This is a genomic window from Mesorhizobium sp. B2-7-1, assembly GCF_006440735.1.
GTDB lineage: Bacteria > Pseudomonadota > Alphaproteobacteria > Rhizobiales > Rhizobiaceae > Mesorhizobium.
The window spans coordinates 18,163-41,170 of record NZ_VFUA01000025.1; the positions used below are offsets into that span (position 1 = coordinate 18,163).

Genomic DNA, 23,008 nt, shown 5'->3' on the forward strand with positions numbered 1-23,008 from the left:
GCATATTCGCAACCTATCTTTCCAGATTTCGGAAGAATAATGGACCGCCTCGACGCCATGTCCCTGTTCGTCGCCACGGTGGAGGCCGGCAGCCTATCCGCCGCGGCGCGCCGCGCCGGCGTGCCGCTGGCGACCGTCAGCAGAAAGCTTTCCGAACTGGAGAAGCACTTGACGACGCGTCTGCTCAACCGCTCGACGCGGCGGCTGACGCTGACCGATGCAGGCCAGTCCTACTTCGCCGCCTGTCGCCGTATCCTCGACGAGGTGAGCGAGGCCGAGCGCACCGCGGCCGGTGAATATTCGAGCCCGACCGGCGAGCTGGTCATCGCTGCGCCGGTCGTCTTCGGCCGCCTGCATGTGCTGCCGGTGATCACCGGGTTCCTCGCCGTCTATCCGCAAGTGGATGTCCGCCTGACCCTGTCGGACCGGATCACCCAACTGGTCGAGGAGCATATCGATCTGGCGGTGCGCATCAGCGAACTGCCGGATTCGGCCATGGTCGCGATCCGCGTCAGCTCGATCCGCCGCATCGTCTGCGCAAGCCCCGCCTACCTCGCCTTGCATGGCACGCCGGAGAAACCGCCGGAGCTCGCGGGCCACAACTGCGTCACCTTCGAAGGCCTTGCCGCTCCGGCGACATGGAGTTTCGGAACGGGCAAGACAGAAACCACGGTCCCGGTCCGCTCGCGCCTGCAGGTCAATACCGCCGAGGCGGCGATCGATGCAGCGATTGCCGGGCTTGGCCTGACGAAAGTGCTCTCCTACCAGGCGGATGCCGCGGTGCGCTCCGGCGCGCTGCGGGTGGTGCTGGAGCCGTTCGAGCCGCCACCCTGGCCGGTGAGCCTCGTCCATGCCGGCCAAGGTAGGCTGCCGGTGAAGCTGCGCGCCTTCCTCGATTTCGCCGCGCCGCGCCTTAAGGAGCGGCTGGCGCGGTCATTGTAAGCAATTCCAGGAAAAGTGCATCGCGGTCAGGTTCGGCGACTTCGCCGTAACCCTCCGTCCGGAATTCCGCCAAACAAGAGTGGCCGGCATTCGACCACCGTGCCGTTTCCTTTTTGCCGCCGCTTGGTGTAACCAACGCACACTTCCTCACGGGCCCCTTGCATGCTCATCATCCGCTCGCTGGCGTTCAACATCGTCTTCTATCTCAGCCTGATCGTCCAGATGATCTTCTGGACGCCTTTCTACTTCCTCGCGCCGCGCCACCGCGCCTGGTTCGTGCCAAAATTCTGGTCGCGCACCTCGATGTGGCTCTATGACAAGATCGCCGCGACCAAGAGCGAGATCACCGGCGTCGAGAACCTGCCCGAGGGGTCCTTCATCCTGGCGCCGAAGCACCAGTCCTTCTGGGACGCGATCGCCTTCTTCCCCTATCTCGACGACGCGCTCTATATCCTGAAGCGCGAGCTGACCTGGATCCCCTTCTTCGGCTGGTACATCATGAAGATGCGCATGATCCCGGTCGACCGCGGCAGCCGCTCGAAGGCGCTGAAGGCAGTCGTCACCGCGACCAGGCAGGAGATGGACCGCAACCCGCGCCAGCTCATCATCTATCCCGAAGGCACGCGCCGCCCGCCGGGCGCCGAGCCGTCCTACAAATACGGCATCGTCGAGATCTATTCGCAACTGGGCGTGCCAGTGGTGCCGGTCGCCCATGTCGCCGGCCTCTACTGGCCGCGCCGCAAGTTCCTGCGCTATCCCGGCACCATCAAGGCCCGCTTCCTGCCCGCGATCCCGCCCGGTCTCGGCAAGGACGAATTCATGCAGCGGCTGATCGGCGAGACCGAGGCCGCCTGCGACCAGATGCTCGTCGAGGCGGCGCAGACGCCGAACCCGCCGCCCATGCCGCCGACGGCGCTGAAGCGGCTTGCGGAACTTGGCGTAACCGCGAAGGCCTGACTAACGCAGCGCTGCCAGCAGGGTCGTCAGCACCAGCGTCGCGGCAAACACCAGGTTGATGACCCGCGACGCCAGCGGATGACGCAGGAAGCGCGCAAAGGCGGTTCCAGCGAGCAGCCACGCCGCATGGATGACAACAATCATCCCTGTAAGCACCAGCAGTTTGGCGGAACCACCCAACGCATCGGCTTGCGACGAAGCGCCGGCAAAGACGGCGGCGATCGCCACATAAGCCTTCGGATTGGCGACGGCGAGCGCGAAGCCACCGGCAAAGGTCGGACGTGCCGCTTGCCTTCTGCTTTCGACCAGCGGCGGCGCCGTCGCAATCTTGAAAGCGAGATAAAGGATGTAGACGGCCGAGAGGATGGTCAGAACCTTGGCCAGCCCAGGCATCGAAGCAAGCATGCCGACGATGCCGGCCGCCACGACCAACAGCACGGCGATCGTTCCAAGCACGAGCCCTGACGCGTAGCCCAGCGAGGAACGCAGGCCGAACGCCGCTCCGACGGCTGTGACACTGATGGTCGATGGCCCTGGGCTGCCCATGACGACAGTTGCTGCCACGATCAGCGCCAGCAATTGCTGCCAGGGCTGCGTCTCAGCCAGAACGCCACCGGCCATGCCGAACTCTCCTGACGCGATGCGACAGGATTTACGAAAGATCGGTCATGGCCGTCTTGGACGATCGTGCACAACGCCCACGGCGTTAAGGCGCGTTGAGATTCGGGGCAGGCCGAGTCGGAGTCGAAGACGGGCGCGAAGCGACCAAACTGGGTGGCTTCCGAGAACCCGAGCGGAGCGTACTTAAGTACGTGAGCACCGGAAGCGCAGGAAGCCGGCATTTGCAGACCGGCCTCAACCGAAGATCAACACGCCTTAGGAACTGGCGCGGTCGAGCGCCCCGATGTCATCCGCCGAAAGCTTGAGCGACGCGGCGCGGATCAGGCTGTCCATCTGGGCTGGCGTCGTGGCGCTGGCGATCGGCGCCGTGACGCCCGGCCGCGCGATGATCCAGGCCAGCGCCACTTCCGCCTGCTTGGCCGAATGGCGCTCGGCGAGCCCATCGAGCGCGGAGAGGATGCGCATGCCGCGCTCGTTGAGATACTCGGCCACGTCCTCGCCGCGCGCGCTTTGCCCGAGATCGCCTTTGCCGCGGTATTTGCCGCTCAAAAATCCCTTGGCCAGGCTGAAATAGGTGATGACGCCGATATCCTCGGCCTTGCAGAGGTCGAGCAGCGGTCCGTCGAGCGACGAGCGGTCGTACAGATTGTATTCGGGTTGCAGCACCTCGTAACGCGGCAGGCTGCGCAGGCTGGCGACGTCGAGTGCCGCGCGCAACTGCCCGGCATCGAGATTGGAGCAGCCGGCATAGCGGATCTTGCCCTTTTCAAGCAGCCGCTGATAGGCGCCGAGCGTCTCCTCGTAAGGCGTGGCCGGATCCGGCCAGTGCGACAGATAGAGGTCGATGACATCGACCTGCAGCCGCTTCAGCGACGCGTCGACCGCCTTTTCGATATAGGCGGCGGAGAGGTCCTTCTTGCCTTGGCCCATGTCGGAGCCGACCTTGGTGATGACGACCACCTTGTCGCGGTTGCCGCGGCTTTTCATCCAATTGCCGATGATGGTTTCCGATTCGCCGCCCTTGTTGCCGGGAACCCAGCGCGAATAGGCGTCGGCCGTATCGATGGCGTTCAGGCCTGCCCCGACGAACCGGTCGAGCAGGTCGAAGGAGGTCTTCTCGTCGGCGGTCCAGCCGAAGACGTTTCCGCCCAGGACCAGCGGCGCGATGGAAAGGTCGGTGCGACCGAGACGGCGTTTCTGCAAGACTGATCTCCGTGGTGCTGGAACGGGCCTGATGCCCAGGGATGGGAGTTGCCGCTAAGCTAGGTCGTGCCCGGCCGAGGTCAAAGGCATGGTTTTGCTTTTTGATCGGACCAGAGCAATTCCAGCAAAAGTCCGTAGCGGTTTTGCGTCCGGAATTGCGCTAGGACAAGGAGCATTGCAGGCGATCTTTTTCGCCGGAAATGCACTTCACGAAGGCGCTACCCGACGGCCCACCTCCTCCAGCCAGTGATCGCGGATGCCGAGCGCCTCGAGGTGATCGAGCGTGCTCAAGACATAGTCCTCGTTCCGGCCTGACTGGCCGACGGCGCCGCGAACGACCTCTGCGGCGTGATCGGCATCGAGCCCGCCGGCATACTGCTCATGCTGCCGGTCGACGGTGTAGGCGACCGCCTCGACCGAACCGCCGCCATCCAGCCGGACATCGAGCATGCGTTCGAGATAGACGCTGGTCACCAGCTCGCGTTCGCGCAGGTAGGAAAGCACCTCGTCGCGCAAATTGCCCGGAACGCGGTAGGCGAGGCCGATGCAGGAACCGCCCCGGTCGAGGCCGAGCACCAGGCCCGGCCGCGCGCGCGTGCCGCGATGCACGAAGGAATAGACGCAAAGCGAGCGGCGATAGCCGTAAAGCCGGGCCCGACATGTCTCGACATGGGCAAATCCAGGCCGCCAGATCAGCGACCCATAGCCAAAAACCCAAAAATCGCCCATATCGCCAAGCCTGATCGCATTCGAGTGAACGACACCGCACCGCCGAGGTGCTTCTTCTGTCGCCCGCTTGTTTGCGTGAGAGTGAATGCCCGCTCGCCAAGATGAGGGGTTAACGAGAGCCGCAGTATGACGTCAAGTGACGAGCGATCGCCCAAACTTCGCCGCCGGCTGTTCTGGCTTGCCGCATTCCTCATCGTGCTGTTCGCCATTTACAGCGGCGGCTGGTTCTATCTCGCCGACAGGCTGAAGACCGAGGCCGACCAGGCGGTCGCAAGACTGGGCGGCAAGGGCATCGCCGCCGGCTGCGCCAACCTCGCCGTCAGCGGCTACCCGATGAGCTTCACGGTCTCCTGCGACAACATCGCCTATGAGGACGACGCCCGCAAGGTCGCCGCCTCCACCGGAAGCTTCAACGCCGTCGCCGGGATCACCGGGCCCTTGTCGCCGGTCGCCGATCTGCGCGGGCCGCTGCGGACGATGGCGCCCGGCATGCCGCCGCTCTGGATCGACTGGGACCAGCTGCAGGCCAATGTCAAAGTGTGGTGGCCGCTGCCGCGCAGTGTCTCGCTGCGGGCTGAAGGCCTGAACGGTCAGACCGATCCGCAGGACGACACGGACCCGATGCAATTGTTCAGCGCCGGCAAGGCCGCCGGCCAATTGCAGCCAATCGGACAGGACATCAACTATGTCGGCAGCTTCGGCGATCTGGAGATCAATGCGGATGCTATCGACGGACGCGTGCTGCCGGCGCTGGACGGCAGTGGCGACGTCACGCTGAAGGACGGGGTGGCGCTGATCGCCGCGCCGCCGAAAAGCCTGCGCGGCCAGTCGATCGACATCGCCAGGCTCGACCTGTCATCCGGCACGGCGCGGATCACCGTGTCCGGACCGGTCTCCGTCGACACGGAAGGCCTGATCGACGCAAGCCTGACGATCAAGCTCAAGGACCCCAAGGCGGTGGCGACCATCCTTGGCGGCGCCATGCCGGAGCACAAAAGCGAAATCGAGCAGGGCTTTGCCGCCATTGCCATGCTTGGCAAGGAGCCGTCCTTGCCGCTCAAGATCGTCAAGGGCAAGGCCTCGCTGGGCTTCATCCCGCTCGGCAAGATCAAGCCGCTCGAGTAACTTGGCGATGACGGGCCCTGTAAGACTGCTCAGCGTCGGCGCCTTCACCCTCGACACGATCCTTCGCGTCGAGACGCTGCCTGCGCATCAAGGCAAGTTCATCGCCAGCGACGGCGTCCAGATCGCCTCCGGCATGGCGACGAGCGCCGCCTGCGCCGCGCGGCGCCTCGGCGCCGACGTCTCGCTATGGGCGAGCGCGGGCGACGATCCGGTCGGCGACCAGCTGATTGCCGACATCGAGGCCGAAGGCATCGACTGCAGCCTCATCCGCCGCGTCGCCGGCGCGCGTTCGGCGCTGGCCGCCATCCTGGTCGATGCGCATGGCGAGCGCATCATCGTCCCCTTCTACGACAAAAAGGCGCAAGCCGATCCCGAGGCTCTGCCGCTCGCCGACTTCTCCGCTTTCGACGCCGTGCTGGTGGATGTCCGCTGGCCGGGGGCCGCAGCACTTGCTCTGAGCGCGGCGAGGTCGATCGGCCGCCCGGCGATCCTGGATGCCGACACAGCACCCGTCGAGGTGCTGGAGCGCCTGCTGCCCCTGGCTTCGCACATCGTCGCCTCCGAGCCTGCGGCGCGCATCGTCTGCGGCCACGCGCTCGACCCCGAAAGCGCCTGCGCCGACCTCGCCTCGCGCACCGATGCCTTCGTCGCGGTGACCGGCGGCGCGGCCGGCACCTGGTGGCACGACCGGGCGACCGCGCGCGTGCGCCATGTCCAGGCGCCGAAGGTCAAGGCGATTGACACGCTTGCCGCTGGCGACGTCTTCCACGGCGCCTTCGCCGTCGGCCTCGCCGAGGCCATGCCGATGGAGGAAGCCCTGCGCTTCGCCAGCGCCGCCGCCGCGCTCAAATGCCTGCGCTTCGGCGGCCGCCTCGGCGCGCCGGATCGCGCCGAAACGCTGGCCATGATGGCGGCGCACTGGCCGGCATCGCAATAACGCAAAGGGTGTTGAGATTCAGGTCAGGCCGAGTCGGAGTCGAAGACGGGCGCGAAGCGACCAAACTGGGCGGATTTCGAGAACCGGAGCGGAGCGTACTTTTCGTACGTGAGCACCGGAAGTGCAGAAAGCCGTCATTTGCAGGCCGGCCTCACCTGAATATCAGCTCCCTTTCGGGTGCTCGACCGCCTGGCGGCCAAAGTCCGGCACATCGATGTCCTGGCCGGCCTCGATGATCGAGCGGCGGATGGCGCGGGTGCGGGTGAAGAGGTCGAACAGCTTCTCGCCGTCGCCCCAGCGGATCGCCCGCTGCAGCGACGCGAGATCCTCCGAGAAACGCGCCAGCATCTCCAGGATCGCGTCCTTGTTGTGCAGGCACACGTCCCGCCACATGGTCGGATCGGAGGCGGCAAGACGGGTGAAATCGCGGAAACCGGAGGCGGAATACTTGATGACTTCGCTCTTGGTCACCGCCTCCAGGTCGTCCGCCGTGCCGACGATGTTGTAGGCGATGATATGCGGCAGATGCGACACGATCGCGAGCGTCATGTCGTGATGCTGCGGGTCCATCGTGTCGATGTTGGAGCCGCAGCGCCGCCAGAATTCCGAAAGCGTCTCGAGCGCCGCGGGATCGGTGCCCGGCAGCGGCGTGAAGATACACCAGCGGTTCTCGAAGAGGTCGGCGAAGCCGGCATCGGGTCCGGACTTTTCCGTGCCGGCCAGCGGGTGACCGGGGATGAAGTGCACCCCTTCCGGCACATGCGGCTGCATTTGCGCGATCACCGAGGCCTTGGTCGAGCCGACATCGGTCAGGATGGCGCCTTTCTTCAGCGCCGGTGCGATCTCGGCCGCGACCTCGCCGGACGAGCCGACCGGCACCGAGACGATGACGAGGCCGGCATCGCGCACCGCTTCTTTTGCATCCGTGGTGTAGGAACCGCCAAGGCCCAGCTCCTCGGCGCGCTTCAGCGTCGAAGCGCTGCGCGTCGCGATGGCGATGTGCCTGGCAAGGCCCTCGCGGCGGATGACGCGGGCGAGCGACGAGCCGATCAGGCCGATGCCGACCAGCGCTATTTTCTCGAACATCGGTGATGTCATGGCGTTCTAGCTTTTCAAGAAGGTCTTGAGCGCGTCGATGACGCCGCGATTGGCCTCTTCGGTGCCGATGCTCATGCGCAGCGCATTGGGGAAACCGTAGCCGGTGACGCGGCGCAGGATGTAACCGCGCGCGCTGAGATAATCGTCCGCTGCCGCCGCCGAATGCTTCTTGCCGTCGGGAAAATGGATCAGCACGAAATTGCCGACGCTGGGCGTGACGCGCAGGCCGAGCTCGGTCAGCTCCGCGCTCAGCCAGGTCAGCCATTTCTCGTTATGCGTCACGCTGCGCTCGATATGGGCGCGGTCGCGGATCGCGGCGATGCCAGCTTCGATCGCGGTGGCATTGACGTTGAACGGACCGCGGATGCGGTTGATCGCATCGACGATATGCGCCGGCCCGTACATCCAGCCGATGCGCGCGCCGCCAAGGCCGAGCTTGGAGAAGGTGCGGGTCATAACCACGTTCTCGGAGCTGCCCGCCAGCTCGATGCCGGCTTCGTAGTCGTTGCGCCGCACATATTCGGCATAGGCCGCGTCGAGCACCAGGAGCACATCCTTCGGCAATGCCGCGTGCAGCCGGCGCACTTCCTGGAACGGCACATAGGTGCCGGTCGGATTGTTGGGATTGGCGAGGAACACGATCCGCGTCGCCGGCGTCACCGCGGCCAAGATCGCGTCGATGTCGGCGCGCTCGTCGGTTTCCTTGACCGCCACCGGCTTGGCGCCCGCCGCCTGGATGTAGATCTTGTAGACCATAAAGGCGTGCTCGGTGAACACGGCCTCGTCGCCCGGCGCGAGATAGGTCTGCGCCAGCAGCCCCAGGATCTCGTCGGAGCCGTTGGAGCAGATGATGTTGGCCGGGTTCAGCCCATGCACCTCGGCGATCGCCTCGCGCAGCCGCCGCGCCGTGCCGTCTGGATAGACGTCGAGCTTCGCCGCCACTTCGCGCGCGGCCTCGATCGCCTTCGGCGAAGGCCCGAGCGGGTTTTCGTTCGACGACAGCTTGTAGACTTTCGTCACGCCGGCCGGCGCGGTGCTTTTTCCCGGCACATAGGCCTCGATGTCCATGATGCCCGCGCGGGGCGTCGGACGGGGCTGATCCTGCTTCATGTCACAAATCCGTCGAGAAGGCCTTCAAGGCCGCAGCGGAAATACAGGCCACGGGCTGGAATGTCGAGTGCCGGCGCCTGGCCTATGCGGACCGCCCGCGAGGATCGGGGCCTTGAAATCGCGCCGGGTCTCAAAGACCAGTCATGGCTTCGTCGAATCGACGACGGCGCGGAACCCCTCCAACTCCTCTTCGGCAATGGCCGCGATCTCGGCCTTGCCGGGGTAGCTGCCGCCGTCGACCTCCTTGCGGAAGGCGGTGAGCGCGTCGATCCGGGCATCGCGTATCTGCCGATGCAACGCGGCCAGATTGCCCCAGGCCCGCGCATGGCGGGGGAGCCGGGTCGACTCGCCGCAGATGTCCGACGTGAACAGGAAGATTACGTCCGGCTCGGCGCCTGAGCCGAGCGACACGGTCACCAGCGCGGTGCGGCGGTGGATTTCCGCCATCAGCGCCGCCGGAATGATCTCGCACTCGACCGCGAAGGCGCCGGCATCCTCCAGTCGCCGGAACTGACCCCAGAGCTCGACCGCCTCGGCCGCGGTCTTGCCGACCGCCCGGATGCCGCCGACCCAGGTCGATTTGCGCGGCACGAAACCGAGATGGCCCATGACCGGTATCCGCTCATTGGCCAGCATGCGCACCGTGTCGAAGCCGCGTCCGGTGATGACGGCGTCCGCGCCGGAAGTGATCGCCGAAAAAGCGGTGCGCAGGATTTCGTCGCCGGTCACCGCGTCGGCGAAGCCGAGCGCGGCCGTCACGAAGACGCGGCGCGATCCTTCGCGGACGCGGGCAACATTGGCCGCCCGGCAGACGACCATCTCGATGCCGGCCGCCTCGGCCGCGGCCGCCTCGGCCGCCGTCTCGGCGGTCACCTGGGCGACGCGCCGGCCGGCCTGCCGCAATGCGCGCAGGCCGGCGACGGTGATGCTCCGCTCGACCTCGCGCCCGCCGAAATCGAAGATCTTCGGCACGCTCAGCCCTTGAGTTTCTTGGCGTAGTAGTCGGGGGCGACAACGCCGGGCTTGGAGAACCAGGCCGGGACATCGACACCGGAATAGAGCAGGATGTTGCCCCAGGGGTCGAAGGCGCCGGTGCGCACGATCACCTTGGCCTTGGCGGCCATCTCGCCGAGAATGGCCTCGTGCTTGACGGTTTCATGGTCGGCGTCCGGGAACAGCCGCTTCACCTTCGCGAGCAGCGGCGCGTTGTGCACCGGCAGCGTGTCGGCATAGGCGATGCGTTCGGCGATCAGGTTGGCCGCGATCGGCGTCAGCACGGTCTCGAGATCGGGAATGTCGGGCGCGATCGCGAGGTCGATGCGCCATGCGCTCGACGGAATGGGAAAACCCGCGTCGCAGACGATCATCAGGTCGCCATGCCCCATGGAGGCGATGGCGTGAGCGAGTTCGGCGTTAAGCAGTCGGTTGCGGTTCACGGTTGCTCCTTCCACACGGTTTTCATGGCTTCGGCATAAAGCGCGTCGGCCTGGGCGCGCTGGGGCAGGCCGGGAATGACGCCGAGCCTGGTGCAGGCGATCGCGCCGCAGACGACGCCGAAACGCACGGCGTCGACGATGTCGCGGCCTTCGGCAAGCGCCATGGCGAAGCCCGAATTGAAGGCATCGCCCGCACCGGTCGTGTCGGTGACCTCCACCGGCACCGCCGGCACCATGACGTCGATCTCGTCGGTCAGGATGAGCGCGCCGCTGCGGCCGAGTGTGACGACGACGTTGCGCACGCCGCGCCGCCGCAATTCCCGGGCGAGCTCGCGCGAGGACCGCGGATCGTCGGCGGGCAGGCCGAGCAAGATGCGCAGTTCGCTTTCATTCGGAGTGAGGTAATCGACCCAGGCGAAGATCGTGTCCGGCAGCTGGCGCGCCGGCGCCGGGTTGAGGATCGTCCTTGCGCCATGCTTGCGGCCAAGCTCCATCGCCCGCGTGGCGGCGGCCGTCGGCACCTCCAGAACGGTCATCACGACATCGCTCTCGGCGATGCGCGCCTCGGCCGTGTCGACCGTGGCCGCGTCCATCAGCTCGTTGGCGCCCATGTCGAGGATGATGAAGTTCTCGCCCTTGTTGTTGAGGATGATGAAGCCGACGCCGGTCGCCCGCTCCGTCCGCGTGGTCACGAGGCTGGTGTCGACGCCTTCGGCCGCATAGAGATCGGTGGCGATGCTGGCGAGCTTGTCGGTACCGAGGATGGCGAGCAGCGACGACGACGCGCCCAGACGCGCCGTTGCAACGGCCTGGTTGGAGCCCTTGCCGCCCGGACCCATGTCGAAATCGGTGCCGAGCATGGTTTCGCCGAAAATGGGCAGCTTGGGTGCCCGCATGGTCAGCCCGACCGCGAAGCTGCCGACGATGGTTATCTTTGGCTTGGTCATCCGCATTCCCGTCTCAGGATGTCATGGCGCGCGCGAGGATCGCCGTCTCGTTGATAGCCTGGCCAGTGAGTTCACCAGACAGGCGGCCGTCGCGCAGCACAAGCACTCGTTCGGCATTCATGATCAACTCCGGTATCTCCGACGAGATCATGACGATCGCCATGCCTTCGCCGGCGATGCCGCGCAGGATCGAGTAGATTTCCGCCTTGGCGCCGACGTCGATGCCGCGCGTCGGCTCGTGAAGCACCAGCACGCGCGGATTGGTGACGAGGCTGCGGCCGAGGATGATCTTCTGCTGGTTGCCGCCCGAAAGCGTTCCCAGTTTCTGGCCAAGATGTGAAATCCGCGCATCGAGCCGCGCGACCTGGGCGCGCGCCTCGCGTTTCACCGCGCCGCGCCGCACGAAGCCGGCCAGCGAAAAGCGCGCCAGCGAGGCGGAGACGACATTGTCGGCCACGCTCATCTGCAGCAGGCCGCCGGAACCGCGCCGGTCGGCCGGAACGAAGGACATGCCGAGGCGGATCGCGGCGAGCGGATCGGCGCCGCGCAGTTCCTTGCCGTCTATGGTGACCTTGCCACGCCGGGCGCAGAGCCCGAAAAGCGCGTCGCCAAGTGCGTCCTTGCCGGAATCGGGAAGTCCGCCGATGCCGAGGATCTCGCCGGCGCGCACGCTGAAGCTGACGTCCTCCAGCCCCTCCGCCTCGAGGTTCTCGACCTTCAGCACGGCGTCCTCGTCCTCAGGCCTGGGCTCGACCTGAAGCGACCATTGCAGGGCGGCATCGAGGTCGCGGCCGACCATGGCCCGGATGAGTTGGTCCTCCGACAGGCCCTCATTGTCCAACGTGACGATCGTACGGCCATCGCGCATCACCGTGACGCGGTCGGCTATATCCAGCACCTCGCGCAGATGGTGCGATACGTAGATGATGGTCACGCCCTCGGCGCGAAGCTGCCTGACGACCTCGAAAAGCCTTTCGCTTTCGCGTTTGGAAAGCGCCGAATTCGGCTCGTCCAGCACCAGCACGCGGGCCTTCTGGCGGATGGCGCCGGCGATTTCGACCAGCTGCATCTCGGCGACCGAGAGACGACCGACCTTGGTGTCGGGGTCGAGGCCGCCCATGCCGAGCCGGGTGAGCGCGTCCCGCGCCTCCCGCCGCATCATGTCGCGTGGCAGCAGCGAAACGGCCGAGCGCGCCGCCATGTCCGACATCATGATGTTTTCGGCCACGCTCATCGTCGGGCAGAGCGCCAGCTCCTGGTAGACGACGGTGATGCCATGGGCGCGGCTGTCGAGCGGGGAGGCCAGTTTCACCTCCCTGCCGTCGACCAGAAGCTTGCCGCCATCGGGGCGCAGGTCGCCGGCCAGGATGTTCATCAGGGTCGACTTGCCGGCGCCGTTCTCGCCGATCACGGCGTGAACCTCGCCGGCTCGGAAGCCGACGGAAATACGATCAAGCGCGAGCATGCCGGGGAACCGCTTGGTCAGTCCGGCGATCTCGACGATGTTTGCGAGCGAGGGGGCGGCCGTCATCGAGCTGGCTCGACGGCCGGCGGGACCTGTGGCCCGCCGGCCGTCACGCTGGCCTTGTTACTTCTTGGCCACCTCGGCGATGTTCTCCTTGGTGTAGACGCCGACGCCGGTGTCGAGGTTCTCGATCGTCTGGCCCTTGAGGAACTGGACGATGAGGTCGACCGCGGCGAAGCCCTGCTTTTCCGGAGCCTGGTCGATCGTGGCCTGCACGTCGCCGCTCTGCACGAGCTGCACGGTCTGGTCGAGCAGGTCGAAGCCGACCACCTTCACCTTGTCGGCGGCCTTGTTGCGCTCGACCCAGGTGCCGGCTGCGGGAGTGGAGCAGCATTCCAGCGACAGGACGCCGGAGATCGAGGGGTTCGCCAGCATGGCGTTCTCGATCGCCGAATAGATCTTCTGCGGATCGGTGCCGGTGTTCAGCGTGCTGACCACCTCGATGCCGGGCTCGGCCTTCAGCGCCTCGCGCGCGCCTTTTTCGCGATCGAGCGACCACTGGGCGGCGGCGTCGATGGTGGTGATCATCACCTTGCCCTTGCCGCCGAGGACCTTGGCCATCAGCTTGCCGGCCTCGCGGCCCGACTGCACGAGGTCCTGGCCGGCGAAAGCCAGGCGCTTGCTTTCGGGATTGTCGGTGTTGAAGGTGACGACCGGGATACCGGCGGCGATCACCTTGTCGATCAGCGGCGCCAGCGCGTCGGTCGACACCGACGAAATCGCCAGGCCGTCCATCTTGCTCATCAGCGTCTCGATCTCGCTGATCTGGCCGTCGGCGTCGGCGCCGACCGGGCCGATGAACTGCGCGTTGACCTTGTCGGAGGTCGCCGCGCGCTGGACGCCGGCCTTCATGAACGGCGCGAACTCGTTCGAGACGTCATGGTAGGAAACATAGATGTCGAGCGGTTGGCCGGCGGCGATCTTGGCCTTGATGCGGTCGGCGAGCGAGAAATCGGCGAGCTTGGCCTCGGCATGCGCGAGCGCGGGCAAGAGGCTGAGCGCCGCCGCGAGAATGATGTGTCTGATTTTCATGGATAGTCCTCCCTTTTTTGTTTGGCTTGATTGCCCTCAGAGCATGATGCCGAAAAGTGCGCAGCGGTTTCCGGACGACATCATGTTCTATCTCTTTGATTTAGAACCGGATTCAGATTTCAAGTTGCGGCCTGAAACCTGGATCCGGTTCTAGGTCGCGCGGCGCGTGGTCCATTTATCGATGCCGACGGCGATGATGATGACGAGGCCGATCATCAGCTCCTGCACGAAGGGCGACACACCCATCAGCACAAGGCCGTTGCGCATCACGCCGATGATCAGCACGCCGAGTATGGTTCCAAGGATGGTGCCCTCGCCGCCCGACAGCGAGGCGCCGCCGACGATGGTCGCGGCAATGACGTCGAGCTCCAGCCCGAGGCCGGTGCGGCCAGCCTGCCCGCTGGGCAGGAAGGCGAGGCTGAGGATGCCGGCGAAGGCGGCGAGCAGCCCCATCAGCACGAAGGCCCAGATCTTCACGGTGTTGACGGAAATGCCCGACACGCGCGCCGCCTTGGCGCTGCCGCCCACGGCATACACCCGGAAACCGAAGTTCGAATAGGAAAGCACCAGCCATGCCAGCACGGCGATGATGGCGAAGAACACGAGCTGCATCGGAATGACGCTGAACAGATAGCCCTGCCCCATGAAGCTGAAGGTCTCGAGAACGTCGGGAAGCGCGCCGTTGCGCGCGTTGACGGTGACGGGCTGGCCGTTGGTCAGGATGAGCGCGGCGCCGCGCACGATGCTGAGCATGCCAAGCGTGGCGATGAGCGAAGGCAGGCGGCCGTAGGTGGACAGGATACCGTTGATGACGCCGATGACGGCGCCGGCGAAGAGGCCGACCGCGAGCGCCGGCAGCAACCCGCAGCCGGCGATGATCAGCATGCCGGTGACAAGCCCGGAGAAGGCGTAGGTCGATCCGACGGACAGATCCACCTCGCCGGAGATCAGCACGAACGTCATGCCGACCGCCATGATCCCGAGCAGCGAAACCTGACGGCCTATGTTCAAGAGGTTCAGCGAGGTGAGGAAGGCGTCGGTCGCGAAGGTCAGGAACAGGCAGATCACGACCAGCGCGATGAACACGCCAGCCTCACGGACCCGCAAGAGTCGCGACAATTCAAACCGGCCTGCGGCTGCCGCGCGCGCGCCGCTCCTGACCGTATCGGCCATCCCATTCCTCCCTCGACGGCGGCGTGACGGCTGCAGCCGTCCGTCGCTGTTCTTCATCTTCCCATCGATCCGTGGCCTGGGCCCAGGCCCGGATCGATGTCCTCAAGGCCGGGCCTGCGCCCGGCCGGGCCTGCTTACGAAGCCTGCTGGAAAGAGCCCGCAGGCACCTTGCGCAATTGTTCATAGTTGCCGTATTCGCGCACCTTCTTGAAAGGCGCGTTCTCCACGGCGTTGTAGGAGCAGATGTAGCCCCAGCGATATGTGTCGGAGCGGTTCGCGTCCGAGCGGTGCAGCAGGTTGCCGTCGAAGATCAGGCCGTCGCCCGCCTCCATCTCGACATAGATGTGCTCGAAGCGCTTGAGGGCCGCTTCGAGATGCTCCTGCTCGACATTGGTCTGGTCATTCTCGCGGATATGGTTGAGGCGGCCGAGCTTGTGCGTGCCCTTGAGCACCTGAAGGCAGCCGTTTTCGCGCGTGGCCTTGTCGAGCGCGACGTAGATGCTCATCATTTCCGGCGCCAGGCAGCCGTAATTGTACCAGTAGCCGAAGTCCTGGTGCCATTCCCACGCGCCGCCTTCGTTAGGCTGCTTCATCGTCATCTTGTGGCTGTAGAGGTAGATCGGCTTGCCGACGGCGTCCTCGGCCAGGTCGACCATGCGCTCGTCGCGGGCCAGCAGGCCGTATTTGTCGTCCTCGGCCTTGGTCCACATCTTCAAAAGCGTGGTCTTGCCCTCCTTGTCGCCCTTGGACATCACGCCGCCATTGCTCTGCTCCTTTTCGAGTTGCTTGCGGGCGTGGTCGCGAAAGTTGGCGACTTCGCCGGCGCCCAGCAGGCCACGGCGAATGATGTAGCCATCGCGTGCGTAGAGTTCGGCCTCGTGTCTGGTCATCGCGAGCATCGGTATTCTCCCTGGAACCCCGAGCGTCCCGCGATGCCGCGCGGGCGCCCCTGAACCTTTTTGAAGGCCCGGTCCCGATTCGTTTCCGGCCGGAATTGCCAGGCTCATGAAGAGAAATTTAGCCCCTCCACCGGGGAACAAAATGGACAAAGGGAACGCATTTTTTGTATAAAACGCGCATGCAAAAAAGGACGTCCGTAATTGAGAGTTTCCACTATGTGCCAGCCCCGGCCTGGACCCGCGCCGCGTTCAGCGTGCTGCGCGCCGGAAAAGTCGCCGCCGGGTCGGATTACCGGATAGAACGCGCCATCTATCCCGGACAGGACATCCTCTATTGCCTTGCCGGTGCCGGCTATGTCGAAACGCTTGGGCAAAGGATCGACGTCGGCCCTGGTCAACTGGTCTGGATGGCGAACGAGGCGCCTCATGTCCATTCCGCCGATCCCCGGGATCCGTGGACAGTGCTTTGGTTCAGGCTGGACGGGCCTGAGCCCGCCATCCTGCGGCGCAAGCTGTTCGGAGAGGACGCGCCGCGCGCCACCTTCGCCGAGGGAACGGCTCCAGTCCCGTGGTTCGAGCGCCTGTTTGCCGCGTTGCGCCGCCGCGACGCCAGCCTCGATCTGCGCCTTTCGCATCTGGTTGCCGAATTCCTGCTCCTGATCGATCGCGCATTGGCGGGGCCCGACAGCGACGACCTGCCGAAACCGCTCGCTTCCGGGATCGAAGCGATGCGCGGGGCGCTCGGTTTTGCATGGAACGCGTCGGCCCTGTCAGCCGCCACCGGGCTCGGGCCGTCGCAGACCCGGCGGATGTTTCAGCGCTATCTTCGCACTAGCCCGCATCAGTGGCTGATGCGCGAGCGGTTGATGCACGCGCAGTCGCTGCTGGTGCAGGACGACCAGCCGATCGCCGAGATTGCCGAGACATGCGGCTTTTGCGACGTCTATCATTTCGGCCGCGAATTCAAGCGATCCATCGGCATTTCGCCTTCGGCCTGGCGGCGCAGCGAACTGGGCGTTGCGTCGAAGCGCTGAGCAGATTCCGCGAAGCTGCCGCAAGGCTTTCCAGCAAGAATCTACCTCGGTGCGGGGAACCGGTTGAAGCAGGCAAGGAGGCTACCCGTTGACGAAGCGCGGCGCTGGTCCTAGAAGGTCTGCAGACTCCCGTGGTGATTTGGCCGGTCGGCTTGCAGCCACGTTAAACAACTCGCTAAAGGGCCGTTTGCAACCTGTAACCGGCTTTGCGACGGCAATGCCGGTTTTTTGTTGTCCGCTGCCGGCCGGACACCGCATCGGACGAGACCGATGCGGCACAGGATGAGGACGGACATGGCCGCTCAGCGCGCTGCAAGAACCAAGGACGAGGTCGACCATCCGTCGAGCCCGGTGCTGCAGTTCGGCCCGGACAAGCCGCTGAAGCTCGATGCCGGCACTATCCTTTCGCCTTTCCAGATCGCCTACCAGACCTACGGCACGCTCAACGACGCGCGCTCCAACGCCATCCTCGTCTGTCACGCGCTGACTGGCGACCAGCACGTCGCCAACACCAACCCGGTGACCGGCAAGCCGGGCTGGTGGGAGGTGCTGATCGGCCCCGGCAAGATCATCGACACCAACCGATTCTTCGTCATCTGCTCCAACGTCGTCGGCGGCTGCCTCGGCTCGACCGGCCCGGCCTCGACCAATCCGGCGACCGGCAAGCCATACGGCCTCGACCTGCCGATCATCACCATCCGCGACATGGTGCGCGCGCAGGCGATGCTCATCGATCATTTCGGCATCGAAAAGCTGTTTTGCGTGCTTGGCGGCTCGATGGGCGGCATGCAGGTGCTGGAATGGGCCGCAAGCTACCCGGGGCGCGTGTTCTGCGCCCTGCCGATCGCCACCGGCGCCCGCCATTCCTCGCAGAACATCGCCTTCCACGAAGTCGGCCGACAGGCCGTCATGGCCGATCCGGACTGGCATGGCGGCAAATATCTCGATTTCGGCAAGCGCCCGGAAAAGGGGCTCGCCGTCGCGCGCATGGCCGCCCACATCACCTACCTTTCGGAAGCAGCGCTCCACCGCAAGTTCGGCCGCAACCTGCAGGACCGCGAGGCGCTGACCTTCGGCTTCGACGCCGATTTCCAGATCGAGAGCTATCTGCGCCACCAGGGCATGACCTTCGTCGACCGCTTCGACGCCAACTCCTACCTTTATCTGACCCGCGCCATGGACTATTTCGACCTTGCGGCCGATCACGGCGGACGCCTGGCCGACGCTTTCGCCGGCACCAAGACGCGCTTTTGCCTGGTCTCCTTCACCAGCGACTGGCTGTTCCCGACGGAGGAGAGCCGTTCGATCGTGCATGCCCTGAACGCCGCGGGCGCTTCCGTCTCCTTCGTCGAGATCGAGACCGACCGCGGCCACGACGCCTTCCTGCTCGACGAGCCGGAGCTGTTCGCGGCCATCAACGGCTTCATCGCGTCGGCCGCCCGCGCCAGGGGGCTCAGCGCATGACCCCGAAACGCAGCGGGCCTTTCGGACGGGGATCATGCGCCACGCAGGAGGCGAAGCCATGACCGTCAATCGCGCCCAGCGTGTCGACCTCGACGTCGTCACCGACCTGATCCCGGCCAATTCGCGCGTCCTCGACGTCGGCTCGGGCGACGGCGTGCTTCTGGAACTCCTGCAGGAGACCAAGCAGGTCGACGGCCGCGGTCTGGAACTGTCGCAGCGCGGCGTCAACGAATGCGTGGCGCGCGGGCTATCGGTTATCCAGGGCGACGCCGACACGGATCTGAAATTCTACGCCGACAAGGGCTTCGACTTCGTCGTGCTGTCGCAGACGCTGCAGGCGACCCGCAACCCGAAGATCGTGCTCGACGAGCTGCTCAGGATCGGCAACCGCGCCATCGTCTCCTTCCCCAATTTCGGCCATTGGCGCGTGCGCTTTTCACTGCTGGTCAAGGGCAGGATGCCGGTCACCAAGGACCTGCCTTATTCCTGGTACGACACGCCCAACATCCACTTCTGCACCATCCGCGACTTCGTCAACCTGTGCGAGGAGCTCGGCGCGACCGTCGAGAAAGCGACCGCGCTCGACGCCAACGGCCAGAAGATCGGCCTGTCTATGCCCTGGTGGTTCTGGAACTTCTTCGGCCAGCAGGCGGTGTTTTTGCTGAGGCGCTGATGCCGCGGAGGCCGAGTTCCACAAGCGTATGGTTCTTGCCGCTGTCCTCTGGCCGGCGGCCCGTCACGCCGGCCGGAACGCCGATGTGTTGCCATCAAACCGCAATGTTGCAGAAAAGCCACCAATTTCGGCATTTCTGGGCCGGCATGGCGTGACACAAGCGGGGCTTTTTTGTAGCGTTTGCCGCAAATCAGAGGTGGGAACGAAGATCGCCATCGGACCCATCCGACAAACACCAGATCCGACCGGCGGTGGCAGCCCGATGTCGAACCAGGACGTTCCGCTGATCTCAGTGATCACGCCGACCCACAACCGGCGTAGCCAGGTCGTGCGCGCGGTGGAAAGCGTTCTGGCGCAGACACTTACCCACTTCGAGCATATCGTGGTCGACGACGGTTCGACCGACGGCACGGCTGCCGCGCTGGCCGAAATTCGCGACCCGAGGCTGATTTACGTCGGCGCCAAATGGCGCGGCGCCAATGCTGCGCGCAATGCGGGCATCGAGCGCGCGCGGGCGCCGGTCGTGACGTTTCTTGATTCGGACGATGTCTATCTGCCGGACCGGCTGGAGCGGACGCTGGCGCGCTTCGACGAGAAGCCTTCGCTCGAAGTGCTGATCAGTTCCTTCCTGTCGCTGAAGGGCGGCCGCAGCACCAAATGCATCAATCGCGAAGCCTTCCTCGACAAGGGCACACTGCAGCGCGCCCTGGTCTCGCAGACCATCTTCATTGCCGGCTCGGCAATCACGGCGAGGCTCGAGTCGTTGCTCGCGATCGGCGGCTACGACAGCGACGTGACGCGCATGCAGGACCGCGAACTGCTGCTGCGCTTTGCCCAACGCAGCGGCGCCTTGCTGTCCGAGGACATCGACTGGAAGAAATACAATTCGGAGAATTCGATCTCCGGCCGCCGCGACGGCTATGTCGAGGCCTACGCCAATCTGATCGACAAGCATCCTTATATCGCCGACCGCTATCCCGACGTTCCGCCTTACATGATCGCGCGGCAGATCATCGCCGATATCCTCAAGGGCAGGTTGCCGCAGGCATTTTCGGGCTACCACGCCAACCGGTCGTCCAAGTCGCTCGGCTACTCGCCGGCCGAACTCTTGCGCGGCTATGTCGTCGGCCGCCGCTGGCGCCGCGACTGCTACGACGAGTTCCGCGCCAAATACGGCGCCCGGGCGGTCTGATCGTTTCGTGAGGCGATCGTGGACAGAAGGCCGCCCGCGCTTTTCCTGAAATTATCTTAATGCATGTCGCCCAGAAGTGCGCAGCGGTTCTGGGACAACGACATGCATCAAAACAAAGGCTTAAAGCGCGTCGCCTGAATCCGTTTCAGCGCGACGCGCTTTAGGCTTCCGTTGATTCCTTCTTGCGGCGCGCCGCCGGAGGCGGCGGCTCGATCGCCCCTGCCCGAACGCGCGCGGGTTTCAGTGCCTGGGCCCCGGAATCCTTCACGATGTTCAGCGAGCGCGGGAAGAACTGGTTGTTGTGCTGACCGCGCCCGATATTGATGATCGCGGTTTCGGGCAGGCGTTTCTGCAGCATGGCCAGCACGCGCCTTAGGGACGGCCCGTCGAACGCGTCGAGCGCTTCGTCGATGATCACCCATTTCGGCTTGCGCAGGGCGAGCCTGGCGAAAGCCAGCGCCCGTTGTTCGTCATCGCCGAGCTCGCGTTCCCAGCGCCCGGGATGGTCGAGGGCGGCTGCCAGCCGGTCGAGGCCGACCTCGGCGAGCACCGCCTCGATCTCGGCATCGCTGGCCGGAGCCTCGCCATTCGGATGGTCGAGAACCTCGCGCAACGTGCCGGCCGGGAAATAGGGCACGCGCGGCACGAAGATGGGGGTCTCGCCGGCCGGCAGGCCGATCCGGCCGCTCCCCCATGGCCACAGGCCGGCAATGGCGCGGAAGAACAATGTCTTGCCCGCGCCCGGCTCGCCGGTGATCATGACGCGCTCGCCGGAGTGGATTTCGACATCGGTCTGGGCAAGCTTGGTGCAGCCTTCCGGCGAAGACACCTGAAGTTTGTCGAAGGTCAGGCTGCCATTGGCGTTCTCTCCGAATTGGATGCGTTTTTCCGTGTCGTGCAGCGCATCGGTCTCGGTGAGCGCTATGCGGAAGTCCGCCACGCGCATCAGGGTCGCGCGCCAGTCGGCGATGCTGCCGATGTTGTTGATGAACCAGCGCAGCGACGAATGGACCTGGTTGAAGGCGCCGACCGCCATCATCAGCCCGCCGAACGAGATGTCGCCCGAGAAATAGACCGGCGAAGCCACCAGGATGGGCGCTACCACCGTTATCCAGCCATAGGTGTCGGTCACCCAGGACAGGTTGATCTGCGCGGTGAAGATGCGCCGCATGGCGCCCAGCACCGTGCCAAGATCGATTTCGAGCCGCCGCTTGGCATCGGGCTCGCCGTGATAGAGCGCGATCGCGTCGACATTCTCGTTGATCCGCACCATGGAGGAGCGCAGCTCGGCTTCGCGGGTGTAGCGCTCGCTGTTGAGGCTGATCAGCGGACGTCCGACCAGCCAGCTCAGCCAGGAGGCGATGCCGGCATAGATGAACGCGGCCCAGACCATGTAGCCCGGTATCGCCAGCGAATAGCCGCCGACGTGGAACACGAAGCCGGAAGACAGCTCCCACAGCACGCCGATGAAGGAGACAAGCAGGATGAAGGACTGCAGCAGGCCGACTCCGAGATCCGTCGACAGGTCCGACAGGTGAGCCGCATCCTGCTGCATGCGCTGGTCGGGATTGACGCCGATGGCGCCCGCATTGGCCAGCCGGAAGGCACGCGCCGGGCGCATCCATTGATCGATCAGGTCAAGCGTCAACGCCTCGCGCAGCCGCAAGCGGATCATCTGATTGAGCCAGGTCTGGCCGATATTGAGCACCAGAAGCCCGCCGGCGATCATCGCGAAGACCACAAGCTGGTGCAGGAAATCAGCCATGTCGCGCCGCGCCAGCGCATCGTAGAAAGGCTGGTTCCAGCGGTTGAGCAGGACCTGTCCGATCGAGGTTGCGATGATGACCGCGACGATGCCGATAGAGACCCAGGCAAGCTGCCTGCGCACCGGCGAGGATTTCAGCCCCTGCTTGATCGTCGCCACCTGGTCGGCGAGGCTGCTCGCCTCGACCGAGACGGCGGCCTTTTTTGGGCCAGGCTTTTTATCGGTCTGGTTGTCCATGAAGGATATTCCTGGTTTCCGCAGCGGTCACGAACGCCGCGCTGGTCGCGCTTGCCTTAGATCACGCTTGCCTCAGATAGGGTGACGATCGCCGAGCGATGCAAGGCGCGGTAGCGATCACGAACGCGTCACTTGGCAGGGCGCGCATGCCGGCCAAGCCGCGTCGCGCCCTGTGGCGAGAAGACCGGCACGAAGACACGGCGCGAGGCGCGCTGCGCGACCGGCACGCCCTGATAGAGCCGCTTCTGCGCCTCGACGACGATGACGCCGGAAAAGATCGGCCAGAACCGCCGGCCGGCCTTCTCCAGCACGTTGTGGAAGCGCATCATGAAACGCCGTGGCGATGGCGGGAAGAACAGCGCGTCGCTCCACGTCGCCGGGGTGAAATTCGCCTCGCGCAGCAACTCGGTCAGCTGGCCGCGCGAGAACGGCCGGCCATTGCCGAAGGGCGTGTGCTCGAACCGCGCCCAGACGCCGCGCCGGTTGGGCACGACGATGACGACCCTGCCCGCCGGCGACAGCACGCGCCAGATCTCGTTCAGCGTCTCGCGCGGGTTTTCGGCATGTTCGAGCGAGTGCACCAAAAGCACGCGGTCGATGCAGGAATCGACCAGCGGCAGCTCCTCGTCGAACACCAGCGCCGTCGCGGTCGGCCCGGCCGCCGGCCACACCACCGCGCCCTGCGTCGCCGGCATGAAGGCAAAGACCCGCTCGGCATCGGTGCCGAAGCGTTCCAGCCATGGCAGCGTGTAGCCGAGGCCGACCAGCCGTTCGTTGGGAACGGTTGCCCATATGGACGACAGCGCCATGGTGATCGAACGCTCGGCAAGGCGCCCGAGCGTGGTCGAGTAGAAGGAACGCAGGTCGACGATATCCGAATGCATGCGCGGGACGGTAGCCGCGACGGGG

22 protein-coding genes and 1 riboswitch are annotated in these 23,008 nt (G+C 65.3%); of the genes, 8 read left to right on the plus strand and 14 right to left on the minus strand.

What is annotated here, in order from left to right:
• Window positions 1–39 precede the first annotated feature (39 nt).
• A complete protein-coding gene (locus FJ471_RS12415) occupies window positions 40–942 on the plus strand; it encodes a LysR family transcriptional regulator (protein WP_140803445.1) in 903 nt (300 codons plus the stop codon).
• A 162-nt stretch (window positions 943–1,104) separates the two neighbouring features.
• Window positions 1,105–1,899, plus strand: a complete 795-nt coding sequence (locus FJ471_RS12420) for a 1-acyl-sn-glycerol-3-phosphate acyltransferase (RefSeq protein ID WP_140803446.1) — start codon at window positions 1,105–1,107, stop codon at window positions 1,897–1,899.
• Here the strand turns inward: FJ471_RS12420 and FJ471_RS12425 are convergent, their stop codons facing one another.
• From FJ471_RS12425 to FJ471_RS12435, 3 genes are all read right to left on the minus strand, one after another.
• Window positions 1,900–2,520 (minus strand): LysE family translocator, encoded by a 621-nt coding sequence (locus tag FJ471_RS12425; protein ID WP_140803447.1) that lies wholly within the window; start codon window positions 2,518–2,520, stop codon window positions 1,900–1,902. It abuts the gene before it with no gap.
• A gap of 255 nt (window positions 2,521–2,775) precedes the next feature.
• Entirely contained in the window at window positions 2,776–3,723 is a 948-nt protein-coding gene (locus FJ471_RS12430; RefSeq protein ID WP_140803448.1) for an aldo/keto reductase, read from the minus strand.
• Between the two features lie 207 nt (window positions 3,724–3,930).
• Complete coding sequence (locus FJ471_RS12435) at window positions 3,931–4,452, minus strand: gamma-glutamylcyclotransferase (protein ID WP_140803449.1); 522 nt, start codon at window positions 4,450–4,452, stop codon at window positions 3,931–3,933.
• Window positions 4,453–4,578: 126 nt separating this feature from the next.
• On the opposite strand from FJ471_RS12435, the gene FJ471_RS12440 reads away from it, so the two are divergent.
• Window positions 4,579–5,577: a DUF2125 domain-containing protein gene (locus tag FJ471_RS12440; RefSeq protein WP_140803450.1), complete on the plus strand. Its 999-nt coding sequence runs from the start codon at window positions 4,579–4,581 to the stop codon at window positions 5,575–5,577.
• Between the two features lie 7 nt (window positions 5,578–5,584).
• Window positions 5,585–6,514 carry a sugar kinase gene (locus tag FJ471_RS12445; RefSeq protein ID WP_140803451.1) on the plus strand — a complete coding sequence of 310 codons (930 nt, stop codon included), beginning with the start codon at window positions 5,585–5,587 and terminating at the stop codon, window positions 6,512–6,514.
• A gap of 162 nt (window positions 6,515–6,676) precedes the next feature.
• Here FJ471_RS12445 and FJ471_RS12450 read toward each other — a convergent pair whose 3' ends face one another.
• The 9 genes from FJ471_RS12450 to FJ471_RS12490 form a co-directional block, all read right to left on the minus strand.
• The gene (locus tag FJ471_RS12450) at window positions 6,677–7,612 is read right to left on the minus strand and encodes a prephenate/arogenate dehydrogenase family protein (RefSeq protein ID WP_181179351.1); all 936 of its coding nucleotides are present in this window, start codon (window positions 7,610–7,612) and stop codon (window positions 6,677–6,679) included.
• 6 nt (window positions 7,613–7,618) lie between these two features.
• Window positions 7,619–8,722: a histidinol-phosphate transaminase gene (gene hisC, locus FJ471_RS12455; protein WP_140803453.1), complete on the minus strand. Its 1,104-nt coding sequence runs from the start codon at window positions 8,720–8,722 to the stop codon at window positions 7,619–7,621.
• A gap of 141 nt (window positions 8,723–8,863) precedes the next feature.
• The gene (locus FJ471_RS12460; RefSeq protein ID WP_140803454.1) at window positions 8,864–9,694 is read right to left on the minus strand and encodes a 3-methyl-2-oxobutanoate hydroxymethyltransferase; all 831 of its coding nucleotides are present in this window, start codon (window positions 9,692–9,694) and stop codon (window positions 8,864–8,866) included.
• A 2-nt stretch (window positions 9,695–9,696) separates the two neighbouring features.
• Window positions 9,697–10,158: a D-ribose pyranase gene (rbsD, locus tag FJ471_RS12465; protein WP_140803455.1), complete on the minus strand. Its 462-nt coding sequence runs from the start codon at window positions 10,156–10,158 to the stop codon at window positions 9,697–9,699.
• Window positions 10,155–11,105 (minus strand): ribokinase, encoded by a 951-nt coding sequence (gene rbsK, locus FJ471_RS12470; RefSeq protein WP_224668967.1) that lies wholly within the window; start codon window positions 11,103–11,105, stop codon window positions 10,155–10,157. Before rbsK ends, rbsD begins: the two co-directional genes overlap by 4 nt.
• Before the next feature lie 13 nt (window positions 11,106–11,118).
• Window positions 11,119–12,636, minus strand: coding sequence for a sugar ABC transporter ATP-binding protein (locus FJ471_RS12475; RefSeq protein ID WP_140803457.1), 1,518 nt, complete (start codon window positions 12,634–12,636; stop codon window positions 11,119–11,121).
• A 57-nt stretch (window positions 12,637–12,693) separates the two neighbouring features.
• On the minus strand, window positions 12,694–13,662 hold the full coding sequence (locus FJ471_RS12480) for a sugar ABC transporter substrate-binding protein (RefSeq protein ID WP_140803458.1): 969 nt from the start codon (window positions 13,660–13,662) through the stop codon (window positions 12,694–12,696).
• Window positions 13,663–13,812: 150 nt separating this feature from the next.
• Window positions 13,813–14,835: an ABC transporter permease gene (locus FJ471_RS12485; RefSeq protein ID WP_140803459.1), complete on the minus strand. Its 1,023-nt coding sequence runs from the start codon at window positions 14,833–14,835 to the stop codon at window positions 13,813–13,815.
• Between the two features lie 134 nt (window positions 14,836–14,969).
• Complete coding sequence (locus FJ471_RS12490; protein WP_140803460.1) at window positions 14,970–15,734, minus strand: phytanoyl-CoA dioxygenase family protein; 765 nt, start codon at window positions 15,732–15,734, stop codon at window positions 14,970–14,972.
• A 179-nt stretch (window positions 15,735–15,913) separates the two neighbouring features.
• Between FJ471_RS12490 and FJ471_RS12495 the strand changes: the two genes are divergently transcribed.
• The 4 genes from FJ471_RS12495 to FJ471_RS12510 all read left to right on the plus strand — a co-directional run bounded on the left by FJ471_RS12495 (window position 15,914) and on the right by FJ471_RS12510 (window position 20,097).
• Window positions 15,914–16,768 carry a helix-turn-helix domain-containing protein gene (locus FJ471_RS12495; RefSeq protein ID WP_140803461.1) on the plus strand — a complete coding sequence of 285 codons (855 nt, stop codon included), beginning with the start codon at window positions 15,914–15,916 and terminating at the stop codon, window positions 16,766–16,768.
• A gap of 121 nt (window positions 16,769–16,889) precedes the next feature.
• Window positions 16,890–16,967: riboswitch (SAM riboswitch) on the plus strand.
• Between the two features lie 95 nt (window positions 16,968–17,062).
• Window positions 17,063–18,232 (plus strand): homoserine O-acetyltransferase, encoded by a 1,170-nt coding sequence (locus tag FJ471_RS12500; protein ID WP_140803462.1) that lies wholly within the window; start codon window positions 17,063–17,065, stop codon window positions 18,230–18,232.
• Between the two features lie 58 nt (window positions 18,233–18,290).
• Entirely contained in the window at window positions 18,291–18,905 is a 615-nt protein-coding gene (metW, locus tag FJ471_RS12505; protein ID WP_140803463.1) for a methionine biosynthesis protein MetW, read from the plus strand.
• A 262-nt stretch (window positions 18,906–19,167) separates the two neighbouring features.
• The gene (locus FJ471_RS12510) at window positions 19,168–20,097 is read left to right on the plus strand and encodes a glycosyltransferase family A protein (RefSeq protein ID WP_140803464.1); all 930 of its coding nucleotides are present in this window, start codon (window positions 19,168–19,170) and stop codon (window positions 20,095–20,097) included.
• A 160-nt stretch (window positions 20,098–20,257) separates the two neighbouring features.
• On the opposite strand, the gene FJ471_RS12515 is transcribed toward FJ471_RS12510, so the two are convergent.
• Window positions 20,258–22,099 (minus strand): ABC transporter ATP-binding protein/permease, encoded by a 1,842-nt coding sequence (locus FJ471_RS12515; protein WP_140803465.1) that lies wholly within the window; start codon window positions 22,097–22,099, stop codon window positions 20,258–20,260.
• 128 nt (window positions 22,100–22,227) lie between these two features.
• Window positions 22,228–22,983 carry a methyltransferase domain-containing protein gene (locus FJ471_RS12520; protein WP_140803466.1) on the minus strand — a complete coding sequence of 252 codons (756 nt, stop codon included), beginning with the start codon at window positions 22,981–22,983 and terminating at the stop codon, window positions 22,228–22,230.
• Window positions 22,984–23,008 lie beyond the last annotated feature (25 nt).